The sequence below is a fragment of the Westiellopsis prolifica IICB1 genome (assembly GCF_004323185.1).
GTDB lineage: Bacteria > Cyanobacteriota > Cyanobacteriia > Cyanobacteriales > Nostocaceae > Pelatocladus > Pelatocladus prolificus_A.
This window is the reverse complement of record NZ_NAPS01000002.1, coordinates 1,617,330-1,642,476: the sequence shown is the minus strand read 5'-3', so window position 1 is coordinate 1,642,476 and position 25,147 is coordinate 1,617,330. Positions and strand designations below refer to the sequence as shown.

Genomic DNA, 25,147 nt, shown 5'->3' with positions numbered 1-25,147 from the left:
TAAGGCTTAATGTTGTAGCTGTAAGACTTAATGTTGTAACTGTAAGACTTAATGTTGTAGCTGTAAGACTTAATGTTGTAGCTGTAAGACTTAATGTTGTAGCTGTAAGACTTAATGTTGTAGCTGTAAGGCTTAATGTTGTAACATTAATGACCAAAGTGCCAGGTATCGAAATTTTGAAATGTTGATTATACCGTGCATAAGAGGCTTGCAATAATCTTTATAAATCTCGGAAAGCCTTAGATGTTAAACTTTACAAGTCTTGATGTCAGAGAACAAACCCATACCTCCCCAACTCCCCATCAACCAAACCCCGTACCTCACCCTAAAAGACAGACTTACGATACGGTTTTGAATACAACGCGATCGCACATAAATATAACTAAGCAAATTTAACTAATTCTCTGTGATTATTATAAAACTTTGGTAAAACCCCCGAACACAAGCAAAATCAAAGCACCAATGTTCTATAAAATTCTTGATTATATTCAGCGATCGCACCCTGGATTTATTCATCAAAATGTTTTGACTTTTGACTGTTGACTTCCCGTCAGGGCGTGTTACAGTTTACAAGTCTCGATGCGAGAGAAGAATCCAACCACATACCCAAACCACGCATCCAACGGGAGGTGTCCTTTAGGGGCTGAAGTGTCAAAAGTTACGTCACTATAGCCTATAAAACTACTATTCACTCTCCATCCTACGCGCTCGCCAAACATCTCCCAGGCTTCTTTGTAATACTCGCCGTCAGCTTTACCGCCAACGCTCAAGTAAATTTTCTTTTGGACACTGAAACCAAAGTGTCCATCGCTGTATGTTACCCACAAGCGGTTAATTGTGCGTAAGTCAGTGCAAGGAAAATTTAAGAGTTCGTTTTTGGTGAACCAGTCACCGTCTTCTTTACCTACAGCTTGAATCATTACTCTATAGGTTTCTTTGTCAGCCTCTTTCCATTTTCCTGCTTTCAATAAATCACGCAGTCTGGTGTAGTCTATGCCTTTTTCTGAGGAGAGGTCATCTGTTGCAGTTGTTGGCTCAGGGGTGGTTTCTGGTAGTTTTGAGGGTCTTTCAAGTACTGGAGGATAAATAATGGTTTGTGTTTCTGGCTTAATCCCAGTAATACCCCAAATCAACCTTTCCATCGGATCAGGATTTTGCTGGCGAAAATCAACCCACTGAAAGCTTCTCATAAATCTTGGAACTTTATTAATGAGATGATCGGGGCAGCCAGGGAGAATCACTAAGCCCATGCGTAGTTTTCGTTGGGCGAACTCAACAAGAAACTCCCTCATTTCGATATCTGCCCACGGTCCTATGCCAGATGAACCAATAAATACTGCTGCTGCTTTGATTTGAGGAATAATTTCTTCTAGTTGGTCTTGCCAAGGACGAAAAGGCTCAAAGTCATACTTATCTAACCAAGCATATATTCCTTTTTGCAATAGCTGTGTTCTGATTTCTTCTACCTGAGTCTTTTCTTGGCTATTGTGGCAAAGAAACACATCAAACTGTTCCACTTATTACTCTCCCACACCCGCAATAGTTGTCAGAGCCTTTAGAGTGCCAAAGGGTAGACTTACGGATACACTTTTTAATACAACGCGATCGCGCATATATAACTAAGCAAATTTAACTAATTCTCTGTGTTTATTATAAAACTCTGCTAAAACGCCCCAACCCAACCAAAATCCAAAGTTTATTTAATGTCTGCAATATTTTTAACTAATTCAGATACAATAATACATTTGTTTGTTGCGTCCCATATTTTAGTATATGTCTAAGACTTACACCGTTGAAATTCAACATCAAGGCAAAACTCATACCTTACAAGTTCCCGAAGATCAAACAATCTTATCGGTTGCAGATGCACAGGGGTTAGAATTGCCTAGTTCCTGTCATGCAGGCGTTTGCACAACTTGCGCTGGTCAAATTATTTCCGGTAAAGTAGATCAAACTGATGGCATGGGCGTTAGTCCAGACCTGCAAAAACAAGGTTATGTCTTACTTTGTGTTGCCTATCCTCGTTCTGATTTAAAAATTGCCACAGAAAAAGAAGATACTGTTTATCAATTACAATTTGGGAAATAATATTAATAGTTAGTAGTTAATTGTTTTCTATTAACCACTAACTATTCACCATTTATCACTAACAACCAACAAATACAATGACAACTCATTTTATTACCGCAGAAATTAACCTCCAAGAAACTCCTACAGAATTAGAAAAAACAATTGCAGCAGAACTCAAAAAACAAGGCGAACCTTTACGTTGGGCAATTACTTCTGTGGATGTTCCCCAACAAAAAGCAACTGTGGAAGCTGTCGTCACTACTGATGCTTAATTGTTGATGGCTAATAGGTTATTTATAAAGTAAAAATAAAGTCACTGTAGGGTGCGTTGCGCTGTGCGACAACACACCCTACTTAAGATTTACCAATATAAGAATTAGCCATTTGTTTCTTTTTACTTTTTACTTTTTAATTGTTTGTGCGTCCATACACTGTTATTTTAATAGTACCTACTGGCATTGGAGCAGCAATTGGTGGTTATGCAGGCGATGCATTACCCGTTGCAAAAACTATCGCTCAGGTTTGCGATCGCCTGATCACTCACCCCAATGTCATGAATGGTGCGACTTTATATTGGAATCTCCCCAATGCTTTCTATGTTGAAGGTTATGGGCTTGACAAGTTTGCTGCTGGATGCTGGGGTTTGCGTCCCGTCCATCAAAATCGGATTGGTTTGCTTTTAGACCAAGGAATAGAACCAGAATTGCGCCTGCGAAACCTGCAAGCAGCAGACGCAGCTAGAGCAACCTTAGGATTGTCTTTAACAGATTATGTAGTTACCGATGCACCACTAAATGTAGAACTACGTACATCTGAGTCTGGTGCAAGTTGGGGAACTATCGGTAATCCAGATAGTTTACTGCGGGCAGCAGAAATATTAATTAACAAAGCTGGTGCAGAAGCGATCGCAGTTGTAGCTCGTTTCCCCGATAATATTGATGAACAAGCAGATCAAAACTACCGTCACGGCAAAGGTGTAGATCCAATTGCTGGGGCTGAAGCTGTGATTAGCCATTTAGTAGTGCGACAGTTTCAGATTCCTTGCGCCCATGCGCCAGCCTTTTTACCTCCATCCCTAGATCCCGATTTATCTCCCCGTTCGGCTGCCGAAGAATTAGGTTATACTTTTTTACCATGTGTTCTTGTTGGTTTAAGCCGCGCCCCCCAATTTATCGTCAGGGGAACAGAGCAAATACTTGAACCAAAAGACATTTGGGCTAATCAAGTAGACGCTGTAATAGTACCAGCAACCGCATGTGGGAGTAGCGCCTTACTAAATCTCAGCCAAACACAATCCCTGATAGTCACAGTTCGAGAAAATCATACTCTGCTTCAAGTTCTTCCCCAACCTTTAGGGATAAAATCAATAGAGGTAAACTCATATTTAGAAGCAGTAGGCGTATTAGTTGCCCATAAAGCTGGCATTAACCCTTATGCTCTTACTCCTGATATCTCGCCATTACGTTGTTTAAATAATTAGTAATTGGCTATAAATCAGTGACCAATAATTCCGAGCATGGTACAGAGAAAGCAGATTTATCTGTGGAGCAAATCCAAAATCTAAAATCCAAAATCCAAAATCTAAAATCGAATAGCCCTCGGATAAATCTTGAGGGTCAATCCAAAATCCAAAATCTAAAATCCAAAATCGGATGACTCAACCAGAAAAACAAGAACCAGAAATACCATACCTGACACGCACCCAAGTACTAGTGGCGATGGGAGTAACTGCTGTCGTTTTATGGATTATTGCCAAACTATGGTTGCATTTTGGCAGTTTTACCCTGATACCTTTAGTGTGGAATTTCAGAGATTTACTTTTGGGCGTAGGTTTAGGCTTGAGTATTACTGGTTTGAGTGGTTTAGCTTATCAACTTTGCCCTCCTTATCGTCAAAGTGCTAATTATTACTTAGAAATAGTTCTCAAACCCTTAGCTTTACCTGATTTAATTTGGTTGGGATTATTACCAGGATTGAGTGAAGAATTATTATTTCGTGGTGTAATGTTGCCAGCTTTTGGATTAGATGCTGCTGCTGTGATCGTATCCAGTCTTTGTTTTGGGGTTTTGCATTTGAGTGGTTCCCAACAATGGCCGTATGTGGTTTGGGCAAGTATTGTTGGATTAATATTAGGATATAGCACCCTCCTCAGTGGTAATTTGTTAGTGCCAATTATTGCTCATGTGTTTACAAATATTATTTCTAGTTATTTGTGGAAAGTAGGAAGATATTAACAATTAGAAATTAAAAATAAAAAATTAAAAATTAGAAATATTTCAATACTGCTCGGATAAGACAAATTAATTAATATTTAAATTATGTAGAGACGCGATATATCGCGTCTGATACAACCCCAAAATTATGACGAAAAATTCTATCCCTTGCAGTATTGAAAAATATTTGTTTTTTATAAGCAAAACAAAATTATGGCTACTAGTATAATTATTCCCATCGCTGCATTAATTCTTGCATGGTTTGTTCTGAAAGCCTTGTTTAATGTATTGAAGATAGTTGTTAGCACAACAGCTATTGTTTTGGTAATTTTTATTGTGTTGATGCTGTTTGGTTATGCTCCCCAAGACTTTATGAAAGAAGTCATTAACCTTCCTCAAACTTTTACCCAACTATTAACAAACGCCAGAAATTACCTACCTCAAAATCTTGACCAATTAGTAACAGACGCCAGAAATTACCTACCTGAAGTTTCCAATCAGCTAGTGATCAAAGTAAGAAGTTTGCTAGGGTTGTAACTGTTACAGCAGGGAACAGGGTTGAAAGCTTTTCATTATATGGCTTTGTTCTTAAAATTAGTTCCTCAGAGGTTATTTATTGTGTCATCTACGTCAAAAGTAGAGTTAAAGATAGTACCAAAAGTCACCCAGAGTCTATCTTAGGGTGATTCCCTACTTGCTGAGAAATTTTCTAGCCTGATTGTTAGGTTTATTCTCAGTTAAGGAAAAATTTTATATGACAACCAACATTTCTGATAACATCAACAAAAATGACAATCGATCGCTATGGATGGGTATTATCCTGATTGTTTTGGGAATAATTGCGATCGCACTACCTGTTGTCTCGACTATTTTTGCTGAAACTTGGGTTGCAGTCATCCTGATTTCTGCTGGGTTTGCCAAGTTATTCTATGCGTATAATACCCGTGAGCAAGGCGGGTTTGTTTGGAAAATTTTATTGAGTGGTCTTTACATCGCTACAGGTGTAATGCTGTTTATTTATCCACGCACAGGTATTTTGACACTAACTCTATTACTGGGTAGCTTCTTATTAACTGAAGGTGTTTTCGAGCTAATCCTAGCATTCAAATTGCGTCCCCAACAAAACTGGACTTGGGTACTCACTGACGGCATTATTACTCTTATTTTAGGTGCAATGATCTGGTTCCAGTGGCCTTTCAATGCACCTTGGTTGCTTGGAACACTGGTTGGTGCTAGTGTTCTGTTCACTGGTGTTTCTCGTGTGATGCTGTCGTTGAATGGACGTTCGACTCTAAATCCTTCCGACCAAGCTGTGTAATTGTTAAGCAGTTAGAATAAGTTAGGGAACGAGGGATAAGGGAAGGGGGACAAGGGAAGGGGGACAAAAAAGTAATTTTTCTCCCCACACTCCTAGACGCGATGAATCGCGTCTCTACATTATTTCCCACACTTCCCACACTCTTCTTTGGAGGTGTAATATGACAATTACTTTGAATCACACAATCGTACCTGCACATAACAAAGAAGCAGCAGCGCAGTTTTTTGCACAAATTTTTGGTTTGAAAGTTGAACCTTCTATTGGTTACTTTGCTGCTGTACATGTCAATGACACTCTGACGCTTGACTTTGCAGATAGAGAGGAATTTGAGTCGCATCATTATGCATTTCATGTGAGTGATGAAGATTTTGATGCAATTTTTGAGCGAGTTAAAACAGCGGGTTTGGAATATACTAGCGACCCCATGCACCAAAATAAAAACCAAATTAATCATAGGAATGGGGGACGTGGTTTCTATTTCTATGATCCCGACGGTCATAATTTAGAACTACTAACCCGTCCATAGATACAGCTAGTAAAATCAACCAAATAACGCAGGACTTACCCAGCACCAGCTTTTGTTTCAATCTGTGCTTGTTGTGCTGCGAGGGCGATCGCTTGTGGTAATATTTTGTGTTCCTGTACTTGAATTCTGGCGTGGAGAGTTTCAGGTGTGTCATCAGCTAAAACAGGAACCGCCGCTTGCATTAAAATCGGCCCACTGTCCATTTCCAAACAAACTAAATGCACTGTACAGCCAGTAATTTTAACACCAGTAGTTATTGCTTGTTCTATGGCGCGAGAACCTTTAAAACTAGGTAACAGGCTGGGATGAATATTAATTATCTTGTCTAGAAAAGCATCAATTAATACTTGCGTTACTAATCGCATCCAACCAGCCATAATTACCCATTCCACATCATACTGTTGTAGAACTTGGACAATTTGCCGATCAAACTCTTCACGGCTACTATAATCACGATGATTGAGAAGTACAGCAGGTACACCCCAATTAGCAGACCGGACTGCGGCATAGGCATCTGGGTTATTGTAAATTAAAACTTGAATTTGGGCATTGAGTTGCCCGTCTTTAATGGCTTGGGCGATCGCTTCAAAGTTACTACCACTTCCTGAAGCCATGATTCCCAATTTTATCGGCTTGTGTTGATTAAATGCGTCTTGAATTTGAGGAGAAACCAGGCTAAAGGTAGAATCAGGGCGGAGTGTCATAACGACAGGTTAATTTTATAGATGGCAAAAATATATAGTAAATCCAGTCAGTCATGGTTGGATAATGATAGCGTTGCTGCTTGGTTTTTTTTGACTCCAGCACTGATTTTATTAGGTATTTTTATTCTGTGGCCAATTGCCTATTTGTTTTACCTCAGTTTTACTACTGGTATTTTCAGTTCTGGTGGTACACACTGGGTAGGTTTGAAAAATTACTGGCGTCTGTTATCTGACTCAGATTTTTGGCAAGTTATTTTTAACACTATTTATTTTACTCTTGCTACTGTGATTCCTAGTCTGGTGATTCCTTTAGGAATAGCACTATTGTTAAACCAGGCTTTACCTTTAGGGGGGTTTATCCGCAGCCTTTATTTTTTACCCTCAATGATCTCTCTAGTTGCTGCTGGTTTAGGATTTCGCTGGTTATTTCAAAATGATGGCACGATTAACGCCTTATTGGATATTATTGGTCTAAAAGCTATTCCCTGGTTAAGTAGTACTGTATGGGCAATGCCGGTACTGATTATCTTGAGTATTTGGAAACAAATCGGCTTCAATATGGTGGTGTTTTTAGCAGGATTGCAAACCATTCCCGTGAGTCGATACGAAGCAGCAGACCTTGATGGCGCTAATAGTTGGCAAAAGTTTTGGTATATTACCTTACCCGGTTTGCAATCAACTATAATTTTTGCGATCGTTACCACCATGATTTTCACATTACGCAGTTTTGAGCAAGTTTATGTGATGACTGGCGGGGGGCCTCTAAATTCTACTAATTTAATGGTTTATTACATTTACCAAGAGGCTTTTGCTCAATTTGATTTTGGTTATGCAGCCGCCGCCGCAACGGTATTATTTGCAGTGACGCTGGTTCTGGTGTATTTGCAGCTCCAAACTTGGAATGATGAGAGTTAAGTAGACTCAATCGGATTCAAAACTTTGTCAGTCGTCTTGAAACGACTTTTGCTATTAGGCTCAGAATTTATTCTGAGGTGGTCGGTAATGTGAATGCATCTGCTTACTTAGCATCAAATGTTTGAAAAAATGCTTCTAGCTATAGATTTTAAATCAGGTAATTTTATATTCCAATAAAACTTAAATAGTATATCTAGATCTAGATTAATGTTTGTTAACTATATCACCTTGATGTTGATTAATATGGTAGCCGGACTATTTCTTTTAGCTGGCTATGTGTATTTTGGCCTAGATCACGCTTATCAAAAACGTTGGATTCCTGGATTTGGGATGACAGGAGCGATCGCACTAGTTACCGGTTTACACATGACTTTTACCTGGCCAGTACGAGGAGTATTCAACATTGCTTATGGTGAAATGACAGTATTGTTTGGTATTTTATTTTTGTCTACTTCCTTAGCCTTAGCTTTAGGATGGGATTTGCTCACAGTAACAATTTATGGATTTTTTGCTGGACTTGCTGCAATTGTAATTGGGGTACGCATCATTGATTTGAATTTGACACGGAATCCACTCCTCTCAGGAATTGGATTTATTTTAACGGGATTAGCTGGAGTTTGTGCAGCACCAACTCTATATCTGAAAACAAATCGTAAGTGGCGCTTGTTTGGTGCAATTTTGTTAGTAATTGCTGCCCTAATTTTTGCTTTTGTTGGTTATATTACATACTGGAATCATCTGGGGGAATATTCTAATTGGAAACCATTACCAATGCGAACACCATAAACATGTATCAATACTAGCGATCGCATGAAAGTAAAAGTTCTAATTTATGAACATTCCCTGATTTTTATCAGGGTATTTTGACAGAAAATTCCTATTCAGAACGTACTATTATGGTTTTCACGATTGCTCAGAGATTTTTTTGGATTTTCTCTTGATTTACTAGCTATTTTGTCAACTTTTCGGGTGTAATCTCAAAATACATATGTCATCAGGGCAAAATGGAACACTTATTCCGAACAAGCTTATCTGACATCTTGCAGCAGTTGCAATCAGCCGTAAAATAAATTTTCGGCTCAAAGCTTAAACCCATTTAAATGGGTTTAAACCTGAGCCAGTTAGTTTTTAACTGACTTTAGCTTTCAGCCCAAATTTTAATTTCGGACCAGGTGCAAGATATAAGTTGTGAAACCACTTCAATTTGGAATTCATGATTCGGAATACAGAATTACTTGGAATATTGATTCTTAGTAAAAAATTTTGCAGGACTTTACGGACGAAGCATTGAGATGACTATTAATTTGTTTTATAAAAATATTTATCAGCAAATGCTTCGCCCCTACTACTACATCTAGGCACAATAAGGGGTAAATAACATGAAAAATCATGCTGACAAGCAAGAGGAAGTTTTAAGTCAAATCACAGATAAAAATATTGAAGCTAGAGACTTTAGTGGATGTGACTTAAGTGGAATTGACCTCAGAGGAATTGATTTAAGCAGAATTAACTTTAGAGGAGCAGACTTACGTAGCGCAAATCTCAGTGGAGCTATACTTATTGGTGCAAATCTCAGAGAAGCAAATCTACAACAAGTAAATTTTTCTAATGCTGATTTAAGTCAAGCTGATTTAAGCCAAGCAAATTTGTGTGGCGCTTGTTTATGGCGAGCAAAATTAAATGGTAGTAAATTATGGAATGCTTCTCTGTGCAATGTTGACTTAAGAGAAGCTAATTTGAGTTCAGCCCAATTAATAGAAGCATCTTTAGTTGAAGCTAATTTAGTCAGAGCGGATCTCACAGAAGCAAAGTTATGTGGAGCTATTTTAATAGAAGCTAATTTTAATCAAGCCAACTTAACAGGTACAGATCTAAAATGGGCTAATCTTATGGCAACAAATTTAAGTGAAGCTAATCTTGAAAATGCCAACTTCAAAAATGCAAAACTTTATGAAACAATTATGCCCGACGGAACGATTCGAGTAGATCTTAGAAGATAGGGAACGGGGAAAGGGGAAAGGGGAAAGGGGAAAAGGAAGTGTGGGGAGAAAAATTACTTCCTTGTCTTCCTTGTCTCCCTTGTCCCCCTTGTCTCCCTTTCCCCGATCCCCAATCCCCAATCCCCAATCCCCGCTCCTAAAACTCTCGTTGGGAAAAAATGAGGATAGCGATCGCTAATAGCATGAGAATATACAGTAAGCCATAACCAATGTTACTAATTAGTGTCAGTGAGTTTGGTAATGCAGCCAGACCATAAATAGCATCATTTTTTACGTCTAATCTCGATAAATCCGGTAATATCAGATACAAAGCTTGAGTGAATGTTTCAATTTCATGTTTGGAAGCGAGACGACCTAGTTTTAATACGTCTTGACTTATATTCCCCATCAAATACACAGCAAATGTTAAAACTGTTGCTAATAATGAACTAGTAAACACACCCAAGGTAATAGCAACAGCAGTGATTAAAGACAGCTGCAAAAATAGAAAAAATATCGCAATTAGAATACTGGGTATTGAGTAGGTAACTTGACCAAATAGCAAAAACACAAGAGTGATCGCTGTCATAGCAGTAAGTAAAACTGCTAACAATATCAATAATCCCAAATATTTACCAACTATCAATTCACCACGACTGATAGGTTTAGCAATTAACACCAAAACAGTACGTTTCTCAATTTCTTTGTTAATTAATCCTGTACCAACAAATACGGTGACAACCAAACCAAGAAGATTCATCATCGCCAAAGCAAAATCAAGAAAAATTTTATCTTCTGTGGTAGCAGCAAATTGAGGAAGAAAGTAGATAGCAATAGAAAGGATAATAATGTAAAAGCCGATCATAAACAAAATGCGATCGCGCACTACTTCTCGAAACACATTTGTTGCTATAACGTAAAGTCTGCCAAAATTCATGTTATTTCAGTAATTAAGCAAAATAATATTTATTAGTGAACAGAGGGAACGGGGAATGAAGAGTGTGGGAAGTGTGAGGAGAAAAATTACTTTTTTGTCCCCCTTGTCCCCTTGTCTTCCTTGTCCCCCTTCCCTTCTCCTCTTCACAACGCGGGTGGTGAACCTATAAAGCGACTGCTACTGCGACCACATGCAATTTCTGCGACTCTCAATACTTGATCAGATCTGCTAGAAACGTTAATTGGTTCTACCCGACAAGTTTTTCTCAGAAAATACTCACGTCCAGTAGAAGTGGGACCACTCCACACACTTAGTAAATCCAATTTATAGATGTCAGGATTTTTCTGATCGAGACTAGATATACGTGCTTCCGTGCGCCATAAAGACTTTTCGTCAAATTCACGTAAGCTTGTTTCTATTACTTCTCTACCTAAACTATTGACTCTCGCATTCCCACTTTTTAACCACTGTTCGACTTCAGACCAAGGTCTATTAGCTATTTGTGCTTTCACTATTGGCTCAAGCTTATTCAGAATTAAACCACCATTTCTTGGATTTTTACTGAATTGTGGTTCTGTTCTAATTACAAAAGTACGCTTAATGTTGTCTGTCTGTAAGCTCGGAAATTCTTCTAACCAATTATTGACTACGAATCCGAGCTGCAACCAACAACTGATCACCATAGAAACAGCAACCAAAATAATAATTTTTTGCCGTTCTTCTATTTTAGGAACCTGAGTGCTAAACTCTGTTCCTGTTCCTTCAAAAAATTCTGGTATTGCTGTAATTAGTGCGGAAATTGTTGGCCAGAAAACAATTGTTCTGGTTGTAATTTCTTGTCCTGACTCTCTAAAAGCAAAAGCACTGACTAAAAATCCGGTTACTAATGCTCCAACAGGCATATTAGTACCAGGAATCACTACAGGATTTTCAGTTGTATACCAAGCAGTTCCTGCAATTAATAATGCCCAACCACAAAAAGCTATTGCCGATTTTATTAAACCTGTAGATAAAGAAGACATTAACCAAGAAAAAATACTTAAATATATTAAAGTTTGCCAAGCAAAAGCTCTTTTGGGAAGGAAAAAATCTTTAATATTGTCGTAAATATCCCCAATAAAACCGAAAATACCTAAAAAATCTTTGATTAACTCCATATTGCAACCTTTAGATTACTAGTTAATTTTTTATTAGGATCATTAGTCTTTAAGTGATGATTTTTGATAGCAAACCCCTAATGAATAAAAATTTATACTTTCAATTTACCTCACTAATTATGATCTACTTTGAATTCACTTTCTCAATCATTTGTTTGTTGGATTATAATTTAAACAATTCTGATAATCAAAAATAGAATCAGAACAACAGCAGTGTAACTGAGTGCATTAGCTATTAATACACTAGTAAATATATTTTTGGTTTGTAGTCTCATCTTAAATTGCCGACGAGATAAAACATTTTGAATATCAGATTCATCTTGTTTTTTCCAAAAATCAGTCAGCGAAATCAACGCAATTCTTAAAATAAATGATTTGACCACAAAAGTCCCAAAAAAAACGATAAAAGCAGTCAAAATCATTAAATTTATCATACTAGGCAGTATTTGATCAAAGAAAATCAAATTCATTAAGCTTGTTCTCAACCTGACAGACAGGAATGGCTCTATCCAAAAAAAGACTATCCAACCAACTACATTGGAGAATAAATTCATGCAAATGGCATAAAAGCTAGAGGTTTTTTTATCAAATTTGAGAACGGAATTTAAAATATAAGCTTCTAACGGAATAGAAATCAACAAAAATAAAAAACTAAACAAAATTGCACCAAGGGGTACTACTTTGGGAAGCAAAGGTAAATCAAACATAAGCAGAAACAGATAGTTGCTAGATTTAACTATGGTTATAAGAGTATCAGGCTTTAGAAGCAATACTTTTCAGATTAAAGAGTTTTAATCTGAAGTTATGGTCTGGGAATTTTCTCTCTCATACCTTTATTTGCTCACTCTTTTACCCCTCTCTCGAATGACTTAAGAAAGTATAGCCGTAACATAGTCAAATAATGAGGATGATTGGGTATGAAAATACAACTTCTCCTACACCCCTACACCCTTAGACCCCCACACCCATTTTCAAGACGGTATATTTTCCCCTACCTTCTGACACAAAACCTTGGGTAAGATAAAAAACTGCCACTTAGAGCTTTGAGTGAGATGACAAGGAACGGGATTGGAATTCGCACAGCACAAGTGCGTCAACAAAGAGTTACAGGGCAAATTCACGTTTATGATGGTGCAGGTAAAGGTAAATCCCAAGCAGCTTTAGGAGTCGTTTTACGCTCAATTGGCTTGGGAATCAATACACCTAGTAATTCCAACCGCGTCTTGCTGCTGCGGTTTTTAAAAGGGCCAGAACGAGATTATGATGAAGATGGGGCGATCGCAGCTTTGCAACGCGGATTTCCTCATTTAATCGATCAAGTTCGCACCGGAAGAGCAGAATTTTTTGGCCCAGATGAAATTACATCCTTTGACCGATATGAAGCTGCGCGGGGTTGGGACGTTGCAAAAGGTGCGATCGCTTCTGGTTTATATTCAGTTGTGGTCTTGGATGAAATTAACCCTGTCTTGGATTTGGGTTTATTATCAGTGGATGAGGTGGTACGAACCCTCACATCCAAACCTGAAGAGTTAGAAATTATTGCAACTGGTCGTGGAGCGCCACAAAAGTTGCTAGATATTGCGGATTTGCACTCCGAAATGAAACCCCATCACCACCCAACTGCAAGCGCACTCTTCCTTGAAGGTATTGAAATTTACACAGGTGCTGGTAAAGGGAAGTCTACTAGCGCTTTGGGGAAAGCCCTACAAGCAATCGGTCGAGGTATTAATCATCCTGGCTCTACCCGTGTATTAATTATGCAGTGGCTTAAAGGAGGTAGTGGTTATACTGAAGACGCAGCATTAGCAGCTTTGCAACAGTCATATCCAGATGTGATGGATCATCAACGCTGCGGAAGAGATGCGATCGTTTGGCGTAATTCTCGCCAAGAATTAGATTATGTCGAAGCAGAACGAGGTTGGGAAATTGCTAAGACTGCGATCGCATCTGGGCTTTATAAAACTATCATCTTAGATGAACTCAACCCTACAGTTGACTTGGAATTACTACCTGTAGAACCCATTGTTCAAGCTTTACTCCGCAAACCTCGCCATACCGAAATTATCATCACTGGTCGCTGCCAAAATCAACCAGCCTATTTTGACCTAGCTAGCATTCACTCTGAAGTGTATTGTCATAAACATTATGCTAATCAAGGTGTGGAACTGAAGCGGGGAGTAGATTTTTAAGTTGGTCAATGGTCAATGGTCATTAGTCTAGGGTCAAAAAACTATTGACTTTAGACTAATTCAATAGCTAACTCTTCCTTCTCACGAAAGAAAAAACAAGTCTGTCAAAAGTTTGATGAAAAATTAGGATGAAACTGCACAATTTATATTAGGAGATACTGCAATCATACTTTTCCATTCCAACAAAATTATCTCATCAACCTATGGAAACCGAAGTACAACAAAAACAATACAATGATGTTACCTCAGCAGCAGCTGTGGCAGCAATCGAAGGTTCAGATACTCAAAACTTACCAAAGTTACCTCCAGCCCAAAAACCCGAAAGCCAATTTGAGCTAATTACTAGAGAATTAGAGAGTTTCTGGCAAGAATTTTCCCAAAACTTCAATAAGTTTTTTCAAGCATACAAGCAGATATTTATCATTCTGGCTTGGTTCCTAGCAGCAGTTGTGACTGCTAAGATTATCCTGGCTATACTGGATGCAATTAATGATGTTCCCTTAGCACAACCAGTATTAGAGTTAATTGGAATTATTTACACCACTTGGTTTGTTTTCCGCTATCTCATCAAAGAATCTACTCGCCAAGAATTAGCAGTAGAAATTGATTCTGTTAAAAAGCAATTTTTGGGTTAGTTTAAGTAGTTTCATCCAAATAAATTGAAAATTGCACCATAATTAATAGTGGGCAATAAATAAATTCTTATCTTAAACTCAATCAATAACTTCTTCAACCCACTTTGAGCGAGTGGGTTTTTGCTATGATACCCAAATTTATTAGGGGCGGGATGTTGAGCTAATAAAATCCATCGAACTCACTTTCAAAAATATTTGTGCAAGATATTTAATATATATATCCTTAGGCAGATAAAATTATTTTTTTGCCTTTTCTAAACACTTCTTTAGGTAGTTTTACTTGTTTGATTTAAAAACTAATATAGTCCTTGGATTGAATGATTGAATGATTAAAACAGATTAATTAAAGGAGTACATAAATTATGGCTAATGAAGCTTATAAAAAAGGAGCAGATACATCTGATCGCGTTCGCGAAAATAAATACGATCCACATATTGTCCCCGCTGAAACAGCCGCACGTCAAGAAAGAGAAGGAGACTTGTTTAAAACAAAACCTACAGAAGAAAAAGAAGCTAGTGCATCTACAGATGATCAAACTCATCCTGGTGAAAGTATACGTACCACAGATGGCTACACTGTAGACAAAGAAGGTCTATTAAATAATTATGCGGTTGAACCAGAAATGTACTACGAAGTACCAGGTGATGCACGTCAAGAAGCAGAAGAAGATACAGAAAACCGTGTTGAAGAATTAACAGAAATTAACGAAGATAAGCAAGGCGAATTAACAATGGAAGGCGACCAACGGGGTAGAGGTCCTGGTGTAATTTAGTTTTTTTAGGGTTGTTAAGTTGGGAATTTAAATGCGATGATTGAAAATTTTCTCAATCATCGCTTTTTTTGTTGGATTCAAATAGTAAATGGTTGAACTTGACGATCGCGCCACTGACGCTGATAACGTTCGACAACCAAAGGACGAACAACAAACTTGGGAGGACAACCAGCTTTGACATCGATACGCAAACACGAATATGGTCGGCGTTTTTGGGAACCTTGTCCCGCGCGACCTACGAATAAATGCGATCGCGCTATTAATTTTTGATCTTCTAATAAATCTGTTCCCTCAGTCCGTTGGCGTCGCAAACTGTAACCACTACCACCACAAACAATCCAGTTAATATTGCTGTCAGCGTGGCCTGTATCCATTGTTTGTAAATGTTCTAAACAGTGGGCGTGACCGTTCAATACCAAATCTACCAGAGGACGACCCTCAGCTAAAGAACCGACCTTTGCTGCTACTCCATTCAACACATTACGCAGGCGATCGCGCACAGCCAAAGTTTGTGCCTGATTCCATTTTGTCGCTTCAGTCACGTAAGGGGGGTGATGAAAATAAATTACTCTTCCTCGTACTTCTTTGGTATGCCAGGATTCTATTAGTCTCTGCTTTAGCCAATCTAGTTGTTCAGTATCTACTACCGTTTTGTGGTCAGCAGCAAGTTGCTTGTCGATATCAACAACAATCTCTTCTATTTGTGACAATTTTGCTCGCAAATCATCCAGATGTTCCGCCTCACTAGGATCACTGGGATCTAGTTGGTTCGAGGTTTCCATAATTTCCTGCTTTTGTTGTTCCATCTCGACACGGCGCTTTTCCAAAATTTGGCGATCGAGTTCTCCTTGTTGTGTTGCGGGCAGTGGTGATGGATCGTTGAATGTATTAGTATCTAAAGCAAAGAAATCTATGCCAGAATACCGGAAAGTGTAGTAACGATTTGGTAGACGGGTAAAAACTCCCGGTTCGTAATGCAGACATCGGCCAGTTTCAGTTTTGGCTGTGTAATGTGTATCCAAATGACGCTCTAGGTCTGATGGAAGCATGAAAACTTTTAAATAGTCTAGGAAAGCTCGTGCATAAGCTTCACCTTGTCTAGAGCCATGCCAACCAACATCCAAATCCAATTTTTTACTCAGAATTTTACGTAGAGGCTGAGTGACTAAAGAAACTAATCCATACACAAGCGGCAAATCATAGTAATCGTGATTCCCCGGTACAGGTAAAATGGGAAACTCAAAAATCATCTGGTCGTAAGCAATACTTTGGGGTTGCTCACCTCCACAGATAAATTCCCGGTAAGGTTCAATGAAGTTTTTTTGATAGTACTCGCTTGACCCGACTAAATAAATTACATCCCCTGTATGCAGCAGAAAACGGCATTCTTGACGATGGGGAAGCATTAATTCTGCAACTTGGCGTTGAGGATTGTGTGTGTAATGTGACCCGGAACCACTATCACCCACCACTAAGAATGAAAATTCTGGTTCCTCGGCTCGGTCGTCGTTTAGTACTAGCCGGGTTTGGTCTATACTACGTTGTACAATCAACGGATTTTGCCACTTTACCCGTTGATTCATTTTACGAATTTTATCAGCGATCGCTGGATCAGATACAAATTTCATAATTATATAGTCAATAGTCCATTGTCCAAAGTCAAGAGTTTTTTGAGCAATAACAAATAACAAATAACAAATGACAAATGACCACTAACTTATTTAATTTTGGTTTATGAATAAAAAGCTAAAAGTCTACCGACTAACAGTAGTATATTGAATACAGACTTTAGATAACTAAAAAGGAAAATTTTAGATGCGGATTGCTGACGATATTACAAGATTAGTGGGAAGAACTCCTTTAGTTCGGTTAAATAGAATTCCCCAAAGTTCGGGAGCAGTAGCCCAGATTGTGGTGAAGTTAGAAAGTATGAATCCAGCTGCATCTGTTAAAGACAGAATTGGAGTGAGTATGGTGGAAGCTGCGGAAGCAGCAGACTGGATCAAACCAGGAGAGAATGTTTTAGTTGAACCGACTTCTGGGAATACGGGTATTGCTTTGGCGATGGTGGCAGCCGCTAAGGGCTATGATTTAATTTTGACAATGCCTGACACCATGAGTAAAGAAAGACAAGCTATGCTGAGAGCTTATGGTGCAAAATTGGTGTTAACACCAGGAATAGAAGGAATGCGGGGTGCGATCGCTCGTGCTGAACAGATAGTGACACAAACGCCTAATGCCCGCATGTTACAGCAGTTTCGCAATCCTGCCAATCCCAAAGTGCATCGAGAAACCACAGCTGAAGAAATTTGGCAAGATACTGATGGACAGGTAGATATTGTAGTGGCGGGAGTTGGTACTGGTGGAACAATCACTGGTGTAGCGGAAGTCATCAAACAACGTAAACCAAGTTTTCAAGCGATCGCAGTGGAACCAGCTAGCAGTCCTGTATTAACTGGGGGTTTACCCGGCCCCCATAAAATTCAAGGTATCGGTGCAGGATTTGTTCCAGATATCTACCGTCCAGACTTCGTGAATGAAGTAATTCAAGTCACAGATGAGCAGTCAATTTCCTATGGTCGTCGTTTAGCCAGAGAAGAAGGCTTGTTATCAGGTATTTCTGCTGGTGCAGCTTTGTATGCAGCGATTCAAGTGGCGAAGCGTCCAGAAAATGAAGGTAAATTAATTGTGATGATTCAACCTAGTTTTGGTGAACGCTACTTGAGTACATCACTTTTCCAAGAACCACAAGAAACTGAATGGTTGCAGAAAGTGTAAATCAACCTGAATTCGATAATATTTATTCAGGCTAAACAATCAACTCGCCCGCAAACAGAGCATCCCAAATGTTCAAAAATCCCGCCTGCAATTGAAATCGCAGTCTCTGCTTAAGCAGACTAGTTGATTTATTTAAGTCGTCTGAAGACGACTTGTGCTATTAGCTAAGGGTTTAAACCCTTAGCTGATCAAATCCATCGAACTCAGGTTAATTTAACTGCTCAAGCGTTCTATCAATTAAATTTAGACCCTGCTGTACAGTTTCGATTAAACTTAACTCTGCGCGTAACTCCGCCGCACCAACAAAACCTTTTGCATACCAAGTCATGTGCTTACGCGCTTGTAAAATTCCGCGATCGCCTTTATATTCCCAAAGTGCCTGTAAGTGTTCTCTAGCACATTCTAAACGCTGTATCGGTGTTGGTGGCGGTAATTTCTCCCCAGTTTTGAGAAAGTAATCTATTTCTCCCACCAAAAACGGATAACCCAATGTTCCGCGGGAACACATCACCCCATCAGCCCCTGTTTCCTGTAAACATTGCACCGCTGACTCTACCGAAAAAATATCACCATTGGCAATTACGGGAATAGAAAGCACCTGTTTCACACGACCAATCCATTCCCAACGCGCGTTACCATTGTATCCTTGAGCGCGAGTCCGGGCATGGACTGTAATCATTTGTGCGCCTGCATCCTGCATTCGTTTGGCAAAATCAAGGATCGTAATTTCCTCATCGTTCCAACCAATGCGAGTTTTAATTGTTACAGGTACATCGACAGCATTGACGACTTCCCGGACTATTGCCTCAGCTACTTGTGGTTGTCGCAGCAGGGAAGATCCACCACCCTTTTTAGTAATTTTATTTACAGGGCAACCCATATTAATATCAATTGTATCCGCACCTTCTGCTACTGCTTTCTGCGCTGCTTCTGCCAAAAAATCAGGGCGACAGTCAAATAATTGGATGCTAATTGGTCGTTCGTTAGCGTCTACCTCCATGATTTTGGGTAATTTTTTGACATGGTGTAACTCCGTCGCACTCACCATTTCCGTATACATCATCGAATCTGGTGCATAGCGACGTACCAAGCGACGAAACACCAAATCAGTCACCCCAGAAAGAGGCGACTGCAAAACCCGACTGTTCACAGTTAGGTTTCCAATCAAAAGAGATGTAGTAAGTTTTGCTTGCAAACTAGGAGATAGGGCAACCATACACTTTATGATTTAGAGGTCTAGGTAAGATTTGCCATCTCATTCAAGATATTTCCATAAGGATTTTATTTCCTGCTGATGTTAATTCCCAGCGATCGCGAGGCGACCCTTGCTCCACATATCGTCGAAGTAAACCCTCAGCAGCCAAATTTTTTAACACAATCATCATGTCGGGTTCTCTAGGTACGTCTAGACGAGAAAGTGAACTCGCTATTTCATACCAGCTCCAATTTCCTTCACCTTTAGCTACTAATTTCAGAAGCACTAATTCAAGTTGAGTTAGTTTGATTGAGTCTTTCATGGTTCTTCCTCCTTTATAAAGAGGATTTTATCAATTTTAAATTTAACAACTTTACTTTTCATGGAGTGGACAAAAGCTTGATAAATATCTATTCAATGATTTTGCCCACTTAATTAATTTTCTTTAATCCTAACCGCTTATAAATCAACTTTAAATAAAACGCCAAGTCCCTCTTTGAGACGATAATCTTCTAATGTTGCTGTGTGGGCATTATTCCAGAGTTCATAAGCATCGTCCGGATTATTCGGCTGTCCAGTTTGGAAACCGAGTTTTTTATACCTCAGATATTCACGTAGTTCATGGCTATAGAAGCGCTTATCAACCGGTTCGGCTAAGAGTTCACCTGCTGCAATTTTGATTAGTCGCTCTATCATTTTTCTCTCATCATCACCAATAGGATTAAATCTATAGACATGAGCTTTTACAATATCGATACCCTTGTTAGTTATCTTGACCTTGGTATAAGAAAGATCGAGTATTTTACCTCCTGCTTTTGACGGATCAAAGGGTCTGCCACTAATAGCACCTTTTTCTATCATTTGTATATTCATTATGTTAAATAAGAATTAGTTATATATATAAATAATAACATAAAGTACGTAGATTGTTATGCAAAAACCAATTTTGAGTGCATTCATAATTTGATGTTTACCTCTTTTTTCTTGGCAAGAGGTTTGGTGAATTTTCCACTGCACTCGATAAAGTAATGTGTAGTTGAATGAATGCAGCAAGCACAGACAAACTGAACTTTGTAGCTGCTGATATGCCTCTTTTTGGTTCTCCTGTGTCTCTAGAGTTTACTAAAAGACGGCAAACACGACCATCAGATTACGGTTCACCCGAATCTCAGGAAGTATTAATTCTCATACATTAGACAAAGTGAAAGCAATAAATATATGAGCCAACTGGAAACATGAAGCATAACCGCCCTTGTTAAGGTTCGGAAAACCACCCTTCATCGACTGGCTACACAGGCTCAGTATATATATCAGCATAATATTGGGTTTTGCCCAAGTACAAACCAAAGGTATTGATGCTGAACTAGCTGCTTTCAATAAACCAGTTAGTTCAAAAATTAGTCCTTTATATCCCATTCATTCATTTGTAGTTATACGGAGCCAGCACCTAAAATGGCAAAAGTAGTTGGAATTGACTTAGGTACGACAAACTCCTGCGTAGCAGTAATGGAAGGTGGTAAACCTACAGTTATTGCTAACGCTGAAGGTTTTCGGACAACACCGTCAGTTGTGGCGTTTGCCAAAAATGGCGATACCTTGGTTGGTCAAATCGCCAAGCGCCAAGCGGTGATGAACCCCGAAAATACTTTTTATTCTGTAAAACGATTTATCGGTCGCCGCTACGAAGAAGTTACAAACGAAGCAACAGAAGTTTCTTATAAAGTTATCCAAAGCGGTGGAAACGTTAAATTAGATTGTCCCCAAGCCGGAAAAGCGTTTGCACCAGAAGAAATTTCTGCTAAAGTTCTGCGTAAGCTGGTAGAAGACGCCAGCAAATATATCGGTGAAACTGTAACCCAAGCTGTTATTACTGTTCCTGCTTACTTCAACGACTCCCAACGCCAAGCGACCAAAGACGCTGGTAAGATTGCAGGTATTGAAGTATTACGGATTATCAACGAACCTACCGCCGCTTCTCTAGCATACGGTTTTGATAAGAAGAGCAACGAAACAATCCTCGTATTTGACCTTGGTGGTGGTACATTCGACGTATCCATCTTGGAAGTAGGCGACGGCGTATTTGAAGTACTCGCTACTTCTGGTGATACCCACCTTGGTGGTGACGACTTTGATAAGAAAATTGTTGACTACTTAGCAGAAGCATTCAGAAAAGACGAAGGTATTGATTTACGTAAAGACAGACAAGCTTTACAACGTCTGACAGAAGCAGCGGAAAAAGCCAAGATTGAACTTTCTAGCGTTACCCAAGCCGAAATTAACCTACCATTTATCACTGCTACTCAAGACGGCCCCAAACACTTGGATATGACTCTGACACGGGCTAAGTTTGAAGAACTTTGTTCTGACTTAATTGACCGTTGTCGTATCCCTGTAGAAAACGCCCTACGCGATGCGAAGTTAAGCAAGAACGATATTGATGAAGTTGTGTTAGTGGGTGGTTCTACTCGTATCCCCGCTGTTCAAGACGTAGTCAAACGGATTCTAGGTAAAGATCCAAACCAAAGCGTTAACCCTGATGAAGTGGTAGCAGTTGGTGCTGCAATTCAAGCTGGTGTCCTTGCTGGTGATGTTACAGGTATATTACTGTTAGATGTAACACCTTTGTCTCTGGGTGTAGAAACCTTGGGCGGTGTTATGACCAAGATTATTCCTCGCAACACCACTATTCCTACCAAGAAGTCAGAAGTCTTCTCTACCGCGGTGGATGGTCAAACCAACGTTGAAATTCACGTCCTCCAAGGCGAACGGGAAATGGCAGGCGATAATAAGAGCTTGGGAACCTTCCGTCTTGATGGTATTCCTCCTGCACCCCGTGGTGTACCTCAAATCGAAGTTGTGTTCGATATTGACGCCAACGGTATCTTGAACGTAACTGCTAAAGACAAGGGTACAGGTAAGGAACAGTCTATTAGCATTACTGGTGCTTCGACTCTAGATAAATCCGACGTTGAACGGATGGTACGTGAAGCTGAACAAAACGCTTCTACTGACAAAGATCGTCGTGAAAAAATCGATCGCAAGAACCAAGCTGACTCCTTAGCATACCAAGCTGAAAAACAATTGCAAGAGTTGGGCGATAAAGTTCCAGAAGCTGATAAGACCAAAGTTGAAGGTTTGGTCAAAGACCTGCGCGATGCAATCACCAAAGATGACGATGAGCAAATCAAGAAATTAATGCCAGAATTGCAACAAGCGTTGTTTGCTGTTGGTAGCAACATCTATCAGCAAGCTGGTGGTGGTGCGCCTACTGATGCTGCTGGTACTACAGATGGTGGTGCTTCCTCCACTGGTGGTACTGGTGATGATGTGATTGACGCTGATTTCACAGAGTCTAAGTAATGTTGATTGTTGGTTGTTCATTGTTGGGAACAACCACCAATAAGTAACTATTAACAAACAACAAATATTTATTAACAATGACCACTCAAGATATGTCTTTGGGTGGTCATTTTTTTGTTGGATGCTTGGATGATAGGTACTATGTTCCCCTTGTGTTGTCTCTGTTCCCTTCCATTACAGGAGATTAAAATGTCATATCCAGCAGCACCTTGGATCTTAAAAGGCTATGCTCTACTAACTTCGCATTTACTAGATGTTAACCGTGTTCGCCATTTAATTCCCAAAGAGTTAGAAATTAAGACTGTTTGGCCTGGTAGAACGTTGGGTGCTGTGTATCTCTCTTATTACAGTTCAGAGTCAGTATTAGAGTATAGTGAGCTAATTGTTGTATCCGCAACTGTAAGTTATCAAGGCAAAATTGGTGGCTGGGTTTCCCATATTTATGTAGATAATCCCGATTCTGTAGCTGGTGGTCGGGAAATTTGGGGACTACCAAAAGAGTTAGCTAATTTTACCTGGGAAAATAATAGCTCTGCTATTGTCCTTCAAGGGGATAGGACGCTATGTTCTTTTAAATCTAATCAACCTTGGTTTGCATGGCCGCAGAAATTTAGCGGGTCTAGTTTTAGTATGATGAATTCAGATTTGCTTTTATTTTCTGCTGAATTAGAATCGCGTTTGAGTTTAGTTGGTTCTAAATTAGAAGTTCCTGCTGAAAGTCCTTTTGCAGAGATAGGTTTGGGTCAGCCTTTTGTGACGTTTCGGTGCGATCGCATGACTTTGAATGTAGAAGCACCACAAGTCTTGGGACAAAGAATTATTGAAGTTGCAGTTTAGTTGGCTTTGGGAGTAGGTGCTTGTAGTAAGCACTTTAGTGCTTAAAAATAAAAAACTAGTAGTATAATAGCCTTTAGCTTGATTTATGCTAAATCCTTTTGCGGGTGTAATTCAGTGGTAGAATGTCACCTTCCCAAGGTGAACGTCGTGGGTTCGAGTCCCATCACCCGCTTTAACTGTTGTCGTTTGCCAAATTGCTGTCCTTTTCAACAACAATCTTCCCTTTATTCTATTATGCGGAACTTGATTCTATAAAACCTCAGTTTTGATTGAATTTCTAGAATAATAGAAATTGGGAAGGTGATAAGCTGCTACGCAGCTAAATTTAATAAACAGCATTTCCTTTATTTTTAATCTTGCGCTCCCATTTAATAATAAGACCTCCTTCATTTAGCAATTTATTTAACAACTCTTCTAACTGTGATACTGACTCGAATAATCTATGAGCTATATATTCTTTTGCCGAATGCCAAACTAGTTCAATTAAATTGAAATCTGGACTATACGGTGGTAAAAATTCTAGAATCATATTTGGCATTTCTGACTCAATTTTATCTAAAATATCTTTTCTTTTATGGAAACTAGCATTATCTAGGATAATAACTATTTTCGCCGAACCATCTTTAAATTCTTCAATTGGTTTTCCTTGCTCTAACCATTCTTGCAAGAGAAAATTGTTCAATAATTTAATCTGCTCATAAAATACATCTGCATTTCCTTTTTTAATCACAAAATTCATTCTCTTTTTGTCATGATAACGTAACCCTCCCATAATATTTACCCTTCCTCTTCTCCTTTGTCCTGTAACTTTTTTTCTTGTACCTTTCTTACCCCAATTTTTTCTTCTTATCACTCTTAAACTAAATCCACTTTCGTCCCAAAACCATACCTGTAAACGTTCTGGAGATTCCTTAGTTATTCTTAGATATTCTGATAATTTTTCTTTAAACGCCTTACGTTTTTCCGGATTCTGTTTGTCCTCCAGGCTGTACTTTGCCCAGAGGTAAACGTACTTTTTTCGCTCTAATATTCTCCTGACTTGAGAACCACTTAACTTAATTCCTGTTACTTTTTCTAGATATGTTGCTAGTCTTGCTGCTGTCCATCGACCAAATTCATACCCATATTCTCCTGGGTCTTGTTCAACAACTTCTAATAACAAATCCTCATATTCTTTAGTAACTTTACGGAAATTTCCTTCTCTTCTTCCATCTAAGAAACTTTCACTTGTTTCTGGGTCGCCGTGAACCGCCCAATACGCTACTGTTGGATATGCAATATCTAAAAAATTACTAATCTCTTGGTAAGTTTTTCCATCATTCATCAACAATAAAATTAAAATCTTCTCTCTTACATAGGGATTTTCATGCTCTTTTAACGTTTTCAATAGCCGTTCCTTCTGCTCTTGAGAAAGATGGTTTTTTGCTGGCATACGTGGCTGGCGATCGCGCTTGTTACTAAATCTTATATTATACAATCAAGCTGCGTAGCAGCTTATTCCTTTCAACCCACTTATAAACTTTCTATAAACTTTGAAACATTGCAGATACAGTTAGTCTCA

Annotated in this window: 29 protein-coding genes and 1 tRNA gene; 20 read left to right on the top strand and 10 right to left on the bottom strand. The window is 39.0% G+C overall.

Features of this window, described 5'->3' with window-relative positions:
• Together B4U84_RS31250 and B4U84_RS30755 are read left to right on the top strand one after the other, a co-directional pair.
• Positions 1–188, top strand: a 188-nt coding sequence (locus tag B4U84_RS31250) for a hypothetical protein (protein WP_207390974.1), incomplete at its 5' end; no start/stop codon positions are given.
• A gap of 55 nt (positions 189–243) precedes the next feature.
• Positions 244–396, top strand: coding sequence for a hypothetical protein (locus B4U84_RS30755; protein WP_155950663.1), 153 nt, complete (start codon positions 244–246; stop codon positions 394–396).
• Between the two features lie 164 nt (positions 397–560).
• On the opposite strand, the gene B4U84_RS21440 is transcribed toward B4U84_RS30755, so the two are convergent.
• The gene (locus tag B4U84_RS21440) at positions 561–1,517 is read right to left on the bottom strand and encodes a GUN4 domain-containing protein (RefSeq protein ID WP_131120507.1); all 957 of its coding nucleotides are present in this window, start codon (positions 1,515–1,517) and stop codon (positions 561–563) included.
• Between the two features lie 256 nt (positions 1,518–1,773).
• Between B4U84_RS21440 and B4U84_RS21435 the strand changes: the two genes are divergently transcribed.
• The 7 genes from B4U84_RS21435 to B4U84_RS21405 all read left to right on the top strand — a co-directional run bounded on the left by B4U84_RS21435 (position 1,774) and on the right by B4U84_RS21405 (position 6,127).
• Entirely contained in the window at positions 1,774–2,088 is a 315-nt protein-coding gene (locus tag B4U84_RS21435) for a 2Fe-2S iron-sulfur cluster-binding protein (RefSeq protein ID WP_017311191.1), read from the top strand.
• Positions 2,089–2,165: 77 nt separating this feature from the next.
• A complete protein-coding gene (locus B4U84_RS30750; protein ID WP_017311190.1) occupies positions 2,166–2,342 on the top strand; it encodes a DUF8621 family protein in 177 nt (58 codons plus the stop codon).
• Between the two features lie 146 nt (positions 2,343–2,488).
• Entirely contained in the window at positions 2,489–3,550 is a 1,062-nt protein-coding gene (locus B4U84_RS21430; protein ID WP_131120506.1) for a DUF3326 domain-containing protein, read from the top strand.
• Between the two features lie 172 nt (positions 3,551–3,722).
• Positions 3,723–4,304, top strand: a complete 582-nt coding sequence (locus tag B4U84_RS21420) for a CPBP family intramembrane glutamic endopeptidase (RefSeq protein WP_017311188.1) — start codon at positions 3,723–3,725, stop codon at positions 4,302–4,304.
• 192 nt (positions 4,305–4,496) lie between these two features.
• Positions 4,497–4,820 (top strand): hypothetical protein, encoded by a 324-nt coding sequence (locus tag B4U84_RS21415; protein WP_131120505.1) that lies wholly within the window; start codon positions 4,497–4,499, stop codon positions 4,818–4,820.
• Between the two features lie 217 nt (positions 4,821–5,037).
• The gene (locus B4U84_RS21410) at positions 5,038–5,601 is read left to right on the top strand and encodes an HdeD family acid-resistance protein (protein WP_044452593.1); all 564 of its coding nucleotides are present in this window, start codon (positions 5,038–5,040) and stop codon (positions 5,599–5,601) included.
• Positions 5,602–5,761: 160 nt separating this feature from the next.
• Positions 5,762–6,127, top strand: a complete 366-nt coding sequence (locus tag B4U84_RS21405) for a VOC family protein (protein WP_131120504.1) — start codon at positions 5,762–5,764, stop codon at positions 6,125–6,127.
• A gap of 35 nt (positions 6,128–6,162) precedes the next feature.
• Here the strand turns inward: B4U84_RS21405 and purN are convergent, their stop codons facing one another.
• Positions 6,163–6,831 (bottom strand): phosphoribosylglycinamide formyltransferase, encoded by a 669-nt coding sequence (purN, locus tag B4U84_RS21400; protein ID WP_131120503.1) that lies wholly within the window; start codon positions 6,829–6,831, stop codon positions 6,163–6,165.
• 21 nt (positions 6,832–6,852) lie between these two features.
• Between purN and B4U84_RS21395 the strand changes: the two genes are divergently transcribed.
• The 3 genes from B4U84_RS21395 (at position 6,853) to B4U84_RS21385 (ending at position 9,746) form a co-directional block, all read left to right on the top strand.
• Entirely contained in the window at positions 6,853–7,746 is an 894-nt protein-coding gene (locus B4U84_RS21395) for a carbohydrate ABC transporter permease (protein WP_131120502.1), read from the top strand.
• A gap of 207 nt (positions 7,747–7,953) precedes the next feature.
• Positions 7,954–8,532, top strand: a complete 579-nt coding sequence (locus B4U84_RS21390) for a DUF981 family protein (RefSeq protein WP_131120501.1) — start codon at positions 7,954–7,956, stop codon at positions 8,530–8,532.
• A gap of 593 nt (positions 8,533–9,125) precedes the next feature.
• A complete protein-coding gene (locus B4U84_RS21385; RefSeq protein WP_131120500.1) occupies positions 9,126–9,746 on the top strand; it encodes a pentapeptide repeat-containing protein in 621 nt (206 codons plus the stop codon).
• Positions 9,747–9,882: 136 nt separating this feature from the next.
• On the opposite strand, the gene B4U84_RS21375 is transcribed toward B4U84_RS21385, so the two are convergent.
• The 3 genes from B4U84_RS21375 to fraC form a co-directional block, all read right to left on the bottom strand.
• The gene (locus B4U84_RS21375; protein ID WP_131120498.1) at positions 9,883–10,662 is read right to left on the bottom strand and encodes an ABC transporter permease; all 780 of its coding nucleotides are present in this window, start codon (positions 10,660–10,662) and stop codon (positions 9,883–9,885) included.
• 143 nt (positions 10,663–10,805) lie between these two features.
• Positions 10,806–11,819 carry a septal junction protein FraD gene (gene fraD, locus B4U84_RS21370; protein WP_131120497.1) on the bottom strand — a complete coding sequence of 338 codons (1,014 nt, stop codon included), beginning with the start codon at positions 11,817–11,819 and terminating at the stop codon, positions 10,806–10,808.
• 170 nt (positions 11,820–11,989) lie between these two features.
• Complete coding sequence (fraC, locus tag B4U84_RS21365) at positions 11,990–12,526, bottom strand: filament integrity protein FraC (RefSeq protein ID WP_131120496.1); 537 nt, start codon at positions 12,524–12,526, stop codon at positions 11,990–11,992.
• A gap of 345 nt (positions 12,527–12,871) precedes the next feature.
• On the opposite strand from fraC, the gene B4U84_RS21360 reads away from it, so the two are divergent.
• The 3 genes from B4U84_RS21360 to B4U84_RS21350 all read left to right on the top strand — a co-directional run bounded on the left by B4U84_RS21360 (position 12,872) and on the right by B4U84_RS21350 (position 15,416).
• Positions 12,872–14,008: a cob(I)yrinic acid a,c-diamide adenosyltransferase gene (locus tag B4U84_RS21360; RefSeq protein ID WP_131120495.1), complete on the top strand. Its 1,137-nt coding sequence runs from the start codon at positions 12,872–12,874 to the stop codon at positions 14,006–14,008.
• A gap of 203 nt (positions 14,009–14,211) precedes the next feature.
• The gene (locus tag B4U84_RS21355) at positions 14,212–14,643 is read left to right on the top strand and encodes a CAAD domain-containing protein (RefSeq protein ID WP_044452588.1); all 432 of its coding nucleotides are present in this window, start codon (positions 14,212–14,214) and stop codon (positions 14,641–14,643) included.
• 362 nt (positions 14,644–15,005) lie between these two features.
• A complete protein-coding gene (locus B4U84_RS21350) occupies positions 15,006–15,416 on the top strand; it encodes a hypothetical protein (protein ID WP_016861929.1) in 411 nt (136 codons plus the stop codon).
• A 77-nt stretch (positions 15,417–15,493) separates the two neighbouring features.
• On the opposite strand, the gene B4U84_RS21345 is transcribed toward B4U84_RS21350, so the two are convergent.
• Positions 15,494–17,044, bottom strand: a complete 1,551-nt coding sequence (locus tag B4U84_RS21345; RefSeq protein WP_131120494.1) for a metallophosphoesterase family protein — start codon at positions 17,042–17,044, stop codon at positions 15,494–15,496.
• A 187-nt stretch (positions 17,045–17,231) separates the two neighbouring features.
• Between B4U84_RS21345 and cysK the strand changes: the two genes are divergently transcribed.
• Positions 17,232–18,194, top strand: a complete 963-nt coding sequence (gene cysK / locus B4U84_RS21340) for a cysteine synthase A (RefSeq protein ID WP_131120493.1) — start codon at positions 17,232–17,234, stop codon at positions 18,192–18,194.
• Between the two features lie 208 nt (positions 18,195–18,402).
• Here cysK and dusB read toward each other — a convergent pair whose 3' ends face one another.
• The 3 genes from dusB to B4U84_RS21325 all read right to left on the bottom strand — a co-directional run bounded on the left by dusB (position 18,403) and on the right by B4U84_RS21325 (position 20,250).
• A complete protein-coding gene (dusB, locus tag B4U84_RS21335; RefSeq protein WP_131120492.1) occupies positions 18,403–19,410 on the bottom strand; it encodes a tRNA dihydrouridine synthase DusB in 1,008 nt (335 codons plus the stop codon).
• A gap of 43 nt (positions 19,411–19,453) precedes the next feature.
• Positions 19,454–19,711, bottom strand: a complete 258-nt coding sequence (locus B4U84_RS21330) for a hypothetical protein (RefSeq protein ID WP_017311169.1) — start codon at positions 19,709–19,711, stop codon at positions 19,454–19,456.
• 137 nt (positions 19,712–19,848) lie between these two features.
• Positions 19,849–20,250, bottom strand: coding sequence for a hypothetical protein (locus B4U84_RS21325; RefSeq protein WP_017311168.1), 402 nt, complete (start codon positions 20,248–20,250; stop codon positions 19,849–19,851).
• Positions 20,251–20,429: 179 nt separating this feature from the next.
• Here B4U84_RS21325 and B4U84_RS30745 point away from each other — a divergent pair, with 179 nt between their 5' ends.
• From B4U84_RS30745 to B4U84_RS21310, 4 genes are all read left to right on the top strand, one after another.
• Entirely contained in the window at positions 20,430–20,585 is a 156-nt protein-coding gene (locus B4U84_RS30745) for a hypothetical protein (protein WP_017311167.1), read from the top strand.
• Between the two features lie 256 nt (positions 20,586–20,841).
• Entirely contained in the window at positions 20,842–22,749 is a 1,908-nt protein-coding gene (dnaK, locus tag B4U84_RS21320) for a molecular chaperone DnaK (RefSeq protein WP_017311165.1), read from the top strand.
• Positions 22,750–22,938: 189 nt separating this feature from the next.
• On the top strand, positions 22,939–23,586 hold the full coding sequence (locus B4U84_RS21315; RefSeq protein WP_017311164.1) for an acetoacetate decarboxylase family protein: 648 nt from the start codon (positions 22,939–22,941) through the stop codon (positions 23,584–23,586).
• 100 nt (positions 23,587–23,686) lie between these two features.
• Positions 23,687–23,758 (top strand) — tRNA-Gly (locus tag B4U84_RS21310).
• 153 nt (positions 23,759–23,911) lie between these two features.
• Here B4U84_RS21310 and B4U84_RS21305 read toward each other — a convergent pair.
• Entirely contained in the window at positions 23,912–25,018 is a 1,107-nt protein-coding gene (locus B4U84_RS21305; RefSeq protein WP_131120491.1) for an IS630 family transposase, read from the bottom strand.
• Positions 25,019–25,147: the final 129 nt, after the last annotated feature.

What these genes read in the sequence shown, in the direction of transcription:
- B4U84_RS30755 (WP_155950663.1), top strand. Translation starts at nt 244, where the DNA reads ATGTTAAACTTTACAAGTCTTGATGTCAGAGAACAAACCCATACCTCC.
- B4U84_RS21435 (WP_017311191.1), top strand. Translation starts at nt 1,774, where the DNA reads ATGTCTAAGACTTACACCGTTGAAATTCAACATCAAGGCAAAACTCAT.
- B4U84_RS30750 (WP_017311190.1), top strand. Translation starts at nt 2,166, where the DNA reads ATGACAACTCATTTTATTACCGCAGAAATTAACCTCCAAGAAACTCCT.
- B4U84_RS21420 (WP_017311188.1), top strand. Translation starts at nt 3,723, where the DNA reads ATGACTCAACCAGAAAAACAAGAACCAGAAATACCATACCTGACACGC.
- B4U84_RS21415 (WP_131120505.1), top strand. Translation starts at nt 4,497, where the DNA reads ATGGCTACTAGTATAATTATTCCCATCGCTGCATTAATTCTTGCATGG.
- B4U84_RS21410 (WP_044452593.1), top strand. Translation starts at nt 5,038, where the DNA reads ATGACAACCAACATTTCTGATAACATCAACAAAAATGACAATCGATCG.
- B4U84_RS21405 (WP_131120504.1), top strand. Translation starts at nt 5,762, where the DNA reads ATGACAATTACTTTGAATCACACAATCGTACCTGCACATAACAAAGAA.
- purN (WP_131120503.1), bottom strand. Translation starts at nt 6,831, where the DNA reads ATGACACTCCGCCCTGATTCTACCTTTAGCCTGGTTTCTCCTCAAATT.
- B4U84_RS21395 (WP_131120502.1), top strand. Translation starts at nt 6,853, where the DNA reads ATGGCAAAAATATATAGTAAATCCAGTCAGTCATGGTTGGATAATGAT.
- B4U84_RS21390 (WP_131120501.1), top strand. Translation starts at nt 7,954, where the DNA reads ATGTTTGTTAACTATATCACCTTGATGTTGATTAATATGGTAGCCGGA.
- B4U84_RS21385 (WP_131120500.1), top strand. Translation starts at nt 9,126, where the DNA reads ATGAAAAATCATGCTGACAAGCAAGAGGAAGTTTTAAGTCAAATCACA.
- B4U84_RS21375 (WP_131120498.1), bottom strand. Translation starts at nt 10,662, where the DNA reads ATGAATTTTGGCAGACTTTACGTTATAGCAACAAATGTGTTTCGAGAA.
- fraD (WP_131120497.1), bottom strand. Translation starts at nt 11,819, where the DNA reads ATGGAGTTAATCAAAGATTTTTTAGGTATTTTCGGTTTTATTGGGGAT.
- fraC (WP_131120496.1), bottom strand. Translation starts at nt 12,526, where the DNA reads ATGTTTGATTTACCTTTGCTTCCCAAAGTAGTACCCCTTGGTGCAATT.
- B4U84_RS21360 (WP_131120495.1), top strand. Translation starts at nt 12,872, where the DNA reads ATGACAAGGAACGGGATTGGAATTCGCACAGCACAAGTGCGTCAACAA.
- B4U84_RS21355 (WP_044452588.1), top strand. Translation starts at nt 14,212, where the DNA reads ATGGAAACCGAAGTACAACAAAAACAATACAATGATGTTACCTCAGCA.
- B4U84_RS21350 (WP_016861929.1), top strand. Translation starts at nt 15,006, where the DNA reads ATGGCTAATGAAGCTTATAAAAAAGGAGCAGATACATCTGATCGCGTT.
- B4U84_RS21345 (WP_131120494.1), bottom strand. Translation starts at nt 17,044, where the DNA reads ATGAAATTTGTATCTGATCCAGCGATCGCTGATAAAATTCGTAAAATG.
- cysK (WP_131120493.1), top strand. Translation starts at nt 17,232, where the DNA reads ATGCGGATTGCTGACGATATTACAAGATTAGTGGGAAGAACTCCTTTA.
- dusB (WP_131120492.1), bottom strand. Translation starts at nt 19,410, where the DNA reads ATGGTTGCCCTATCTCCTAGTTTGCAAGCAAAACTTACTACATCTCTT.
- B4U84_RS21330 (WP_017311169.1), bottom strand. Translation starts at nt 19,711, where the DNA reads ATGAAAGACTCAATCAAACTAACTCAACTTGAATTAGTGCTTCTGAAA.
- B4U84_RS21325 (WP_017311168.1), bottom strand. Translation starts at nt 20,250, where the DNA reads ATGATAGAAAAAGGTGCTATTAGTGGCAGACCCTTTGATCCGTCAAAA.
- B4U84_RS30745 (WP_017311167.1), top strand. Translation starts at nt 20,430, where the DNA reads ATGAATGCAGCAAGCACAGACAAACTGAACTTTGTAGCTGCTGATATG.
- dnaK (WP_017311165.1), top strand. Translation starts at nt 20,842, where the DNA reads ATGGCAAAAGTAGTTGGAATTGACTTAGGTACGACAAACTCCTGCGTA.
- B4U84_RS21315 (WP_017311164.1), top strand. Translation starts at nt 22,939, where the DNA reads ATGTCATATCCAGCAGCACCTTGGATCTTAAAAGGCTATGCTCTACTA.
- B4U84_RS21305 (WP_131120491.1), bottom strand. Translation starts at nt 25,018, where the DNA reads ATGCCAGCAAAAAACCATCTTTCTCAAGAGCAGAAGGAACGGCTATTG.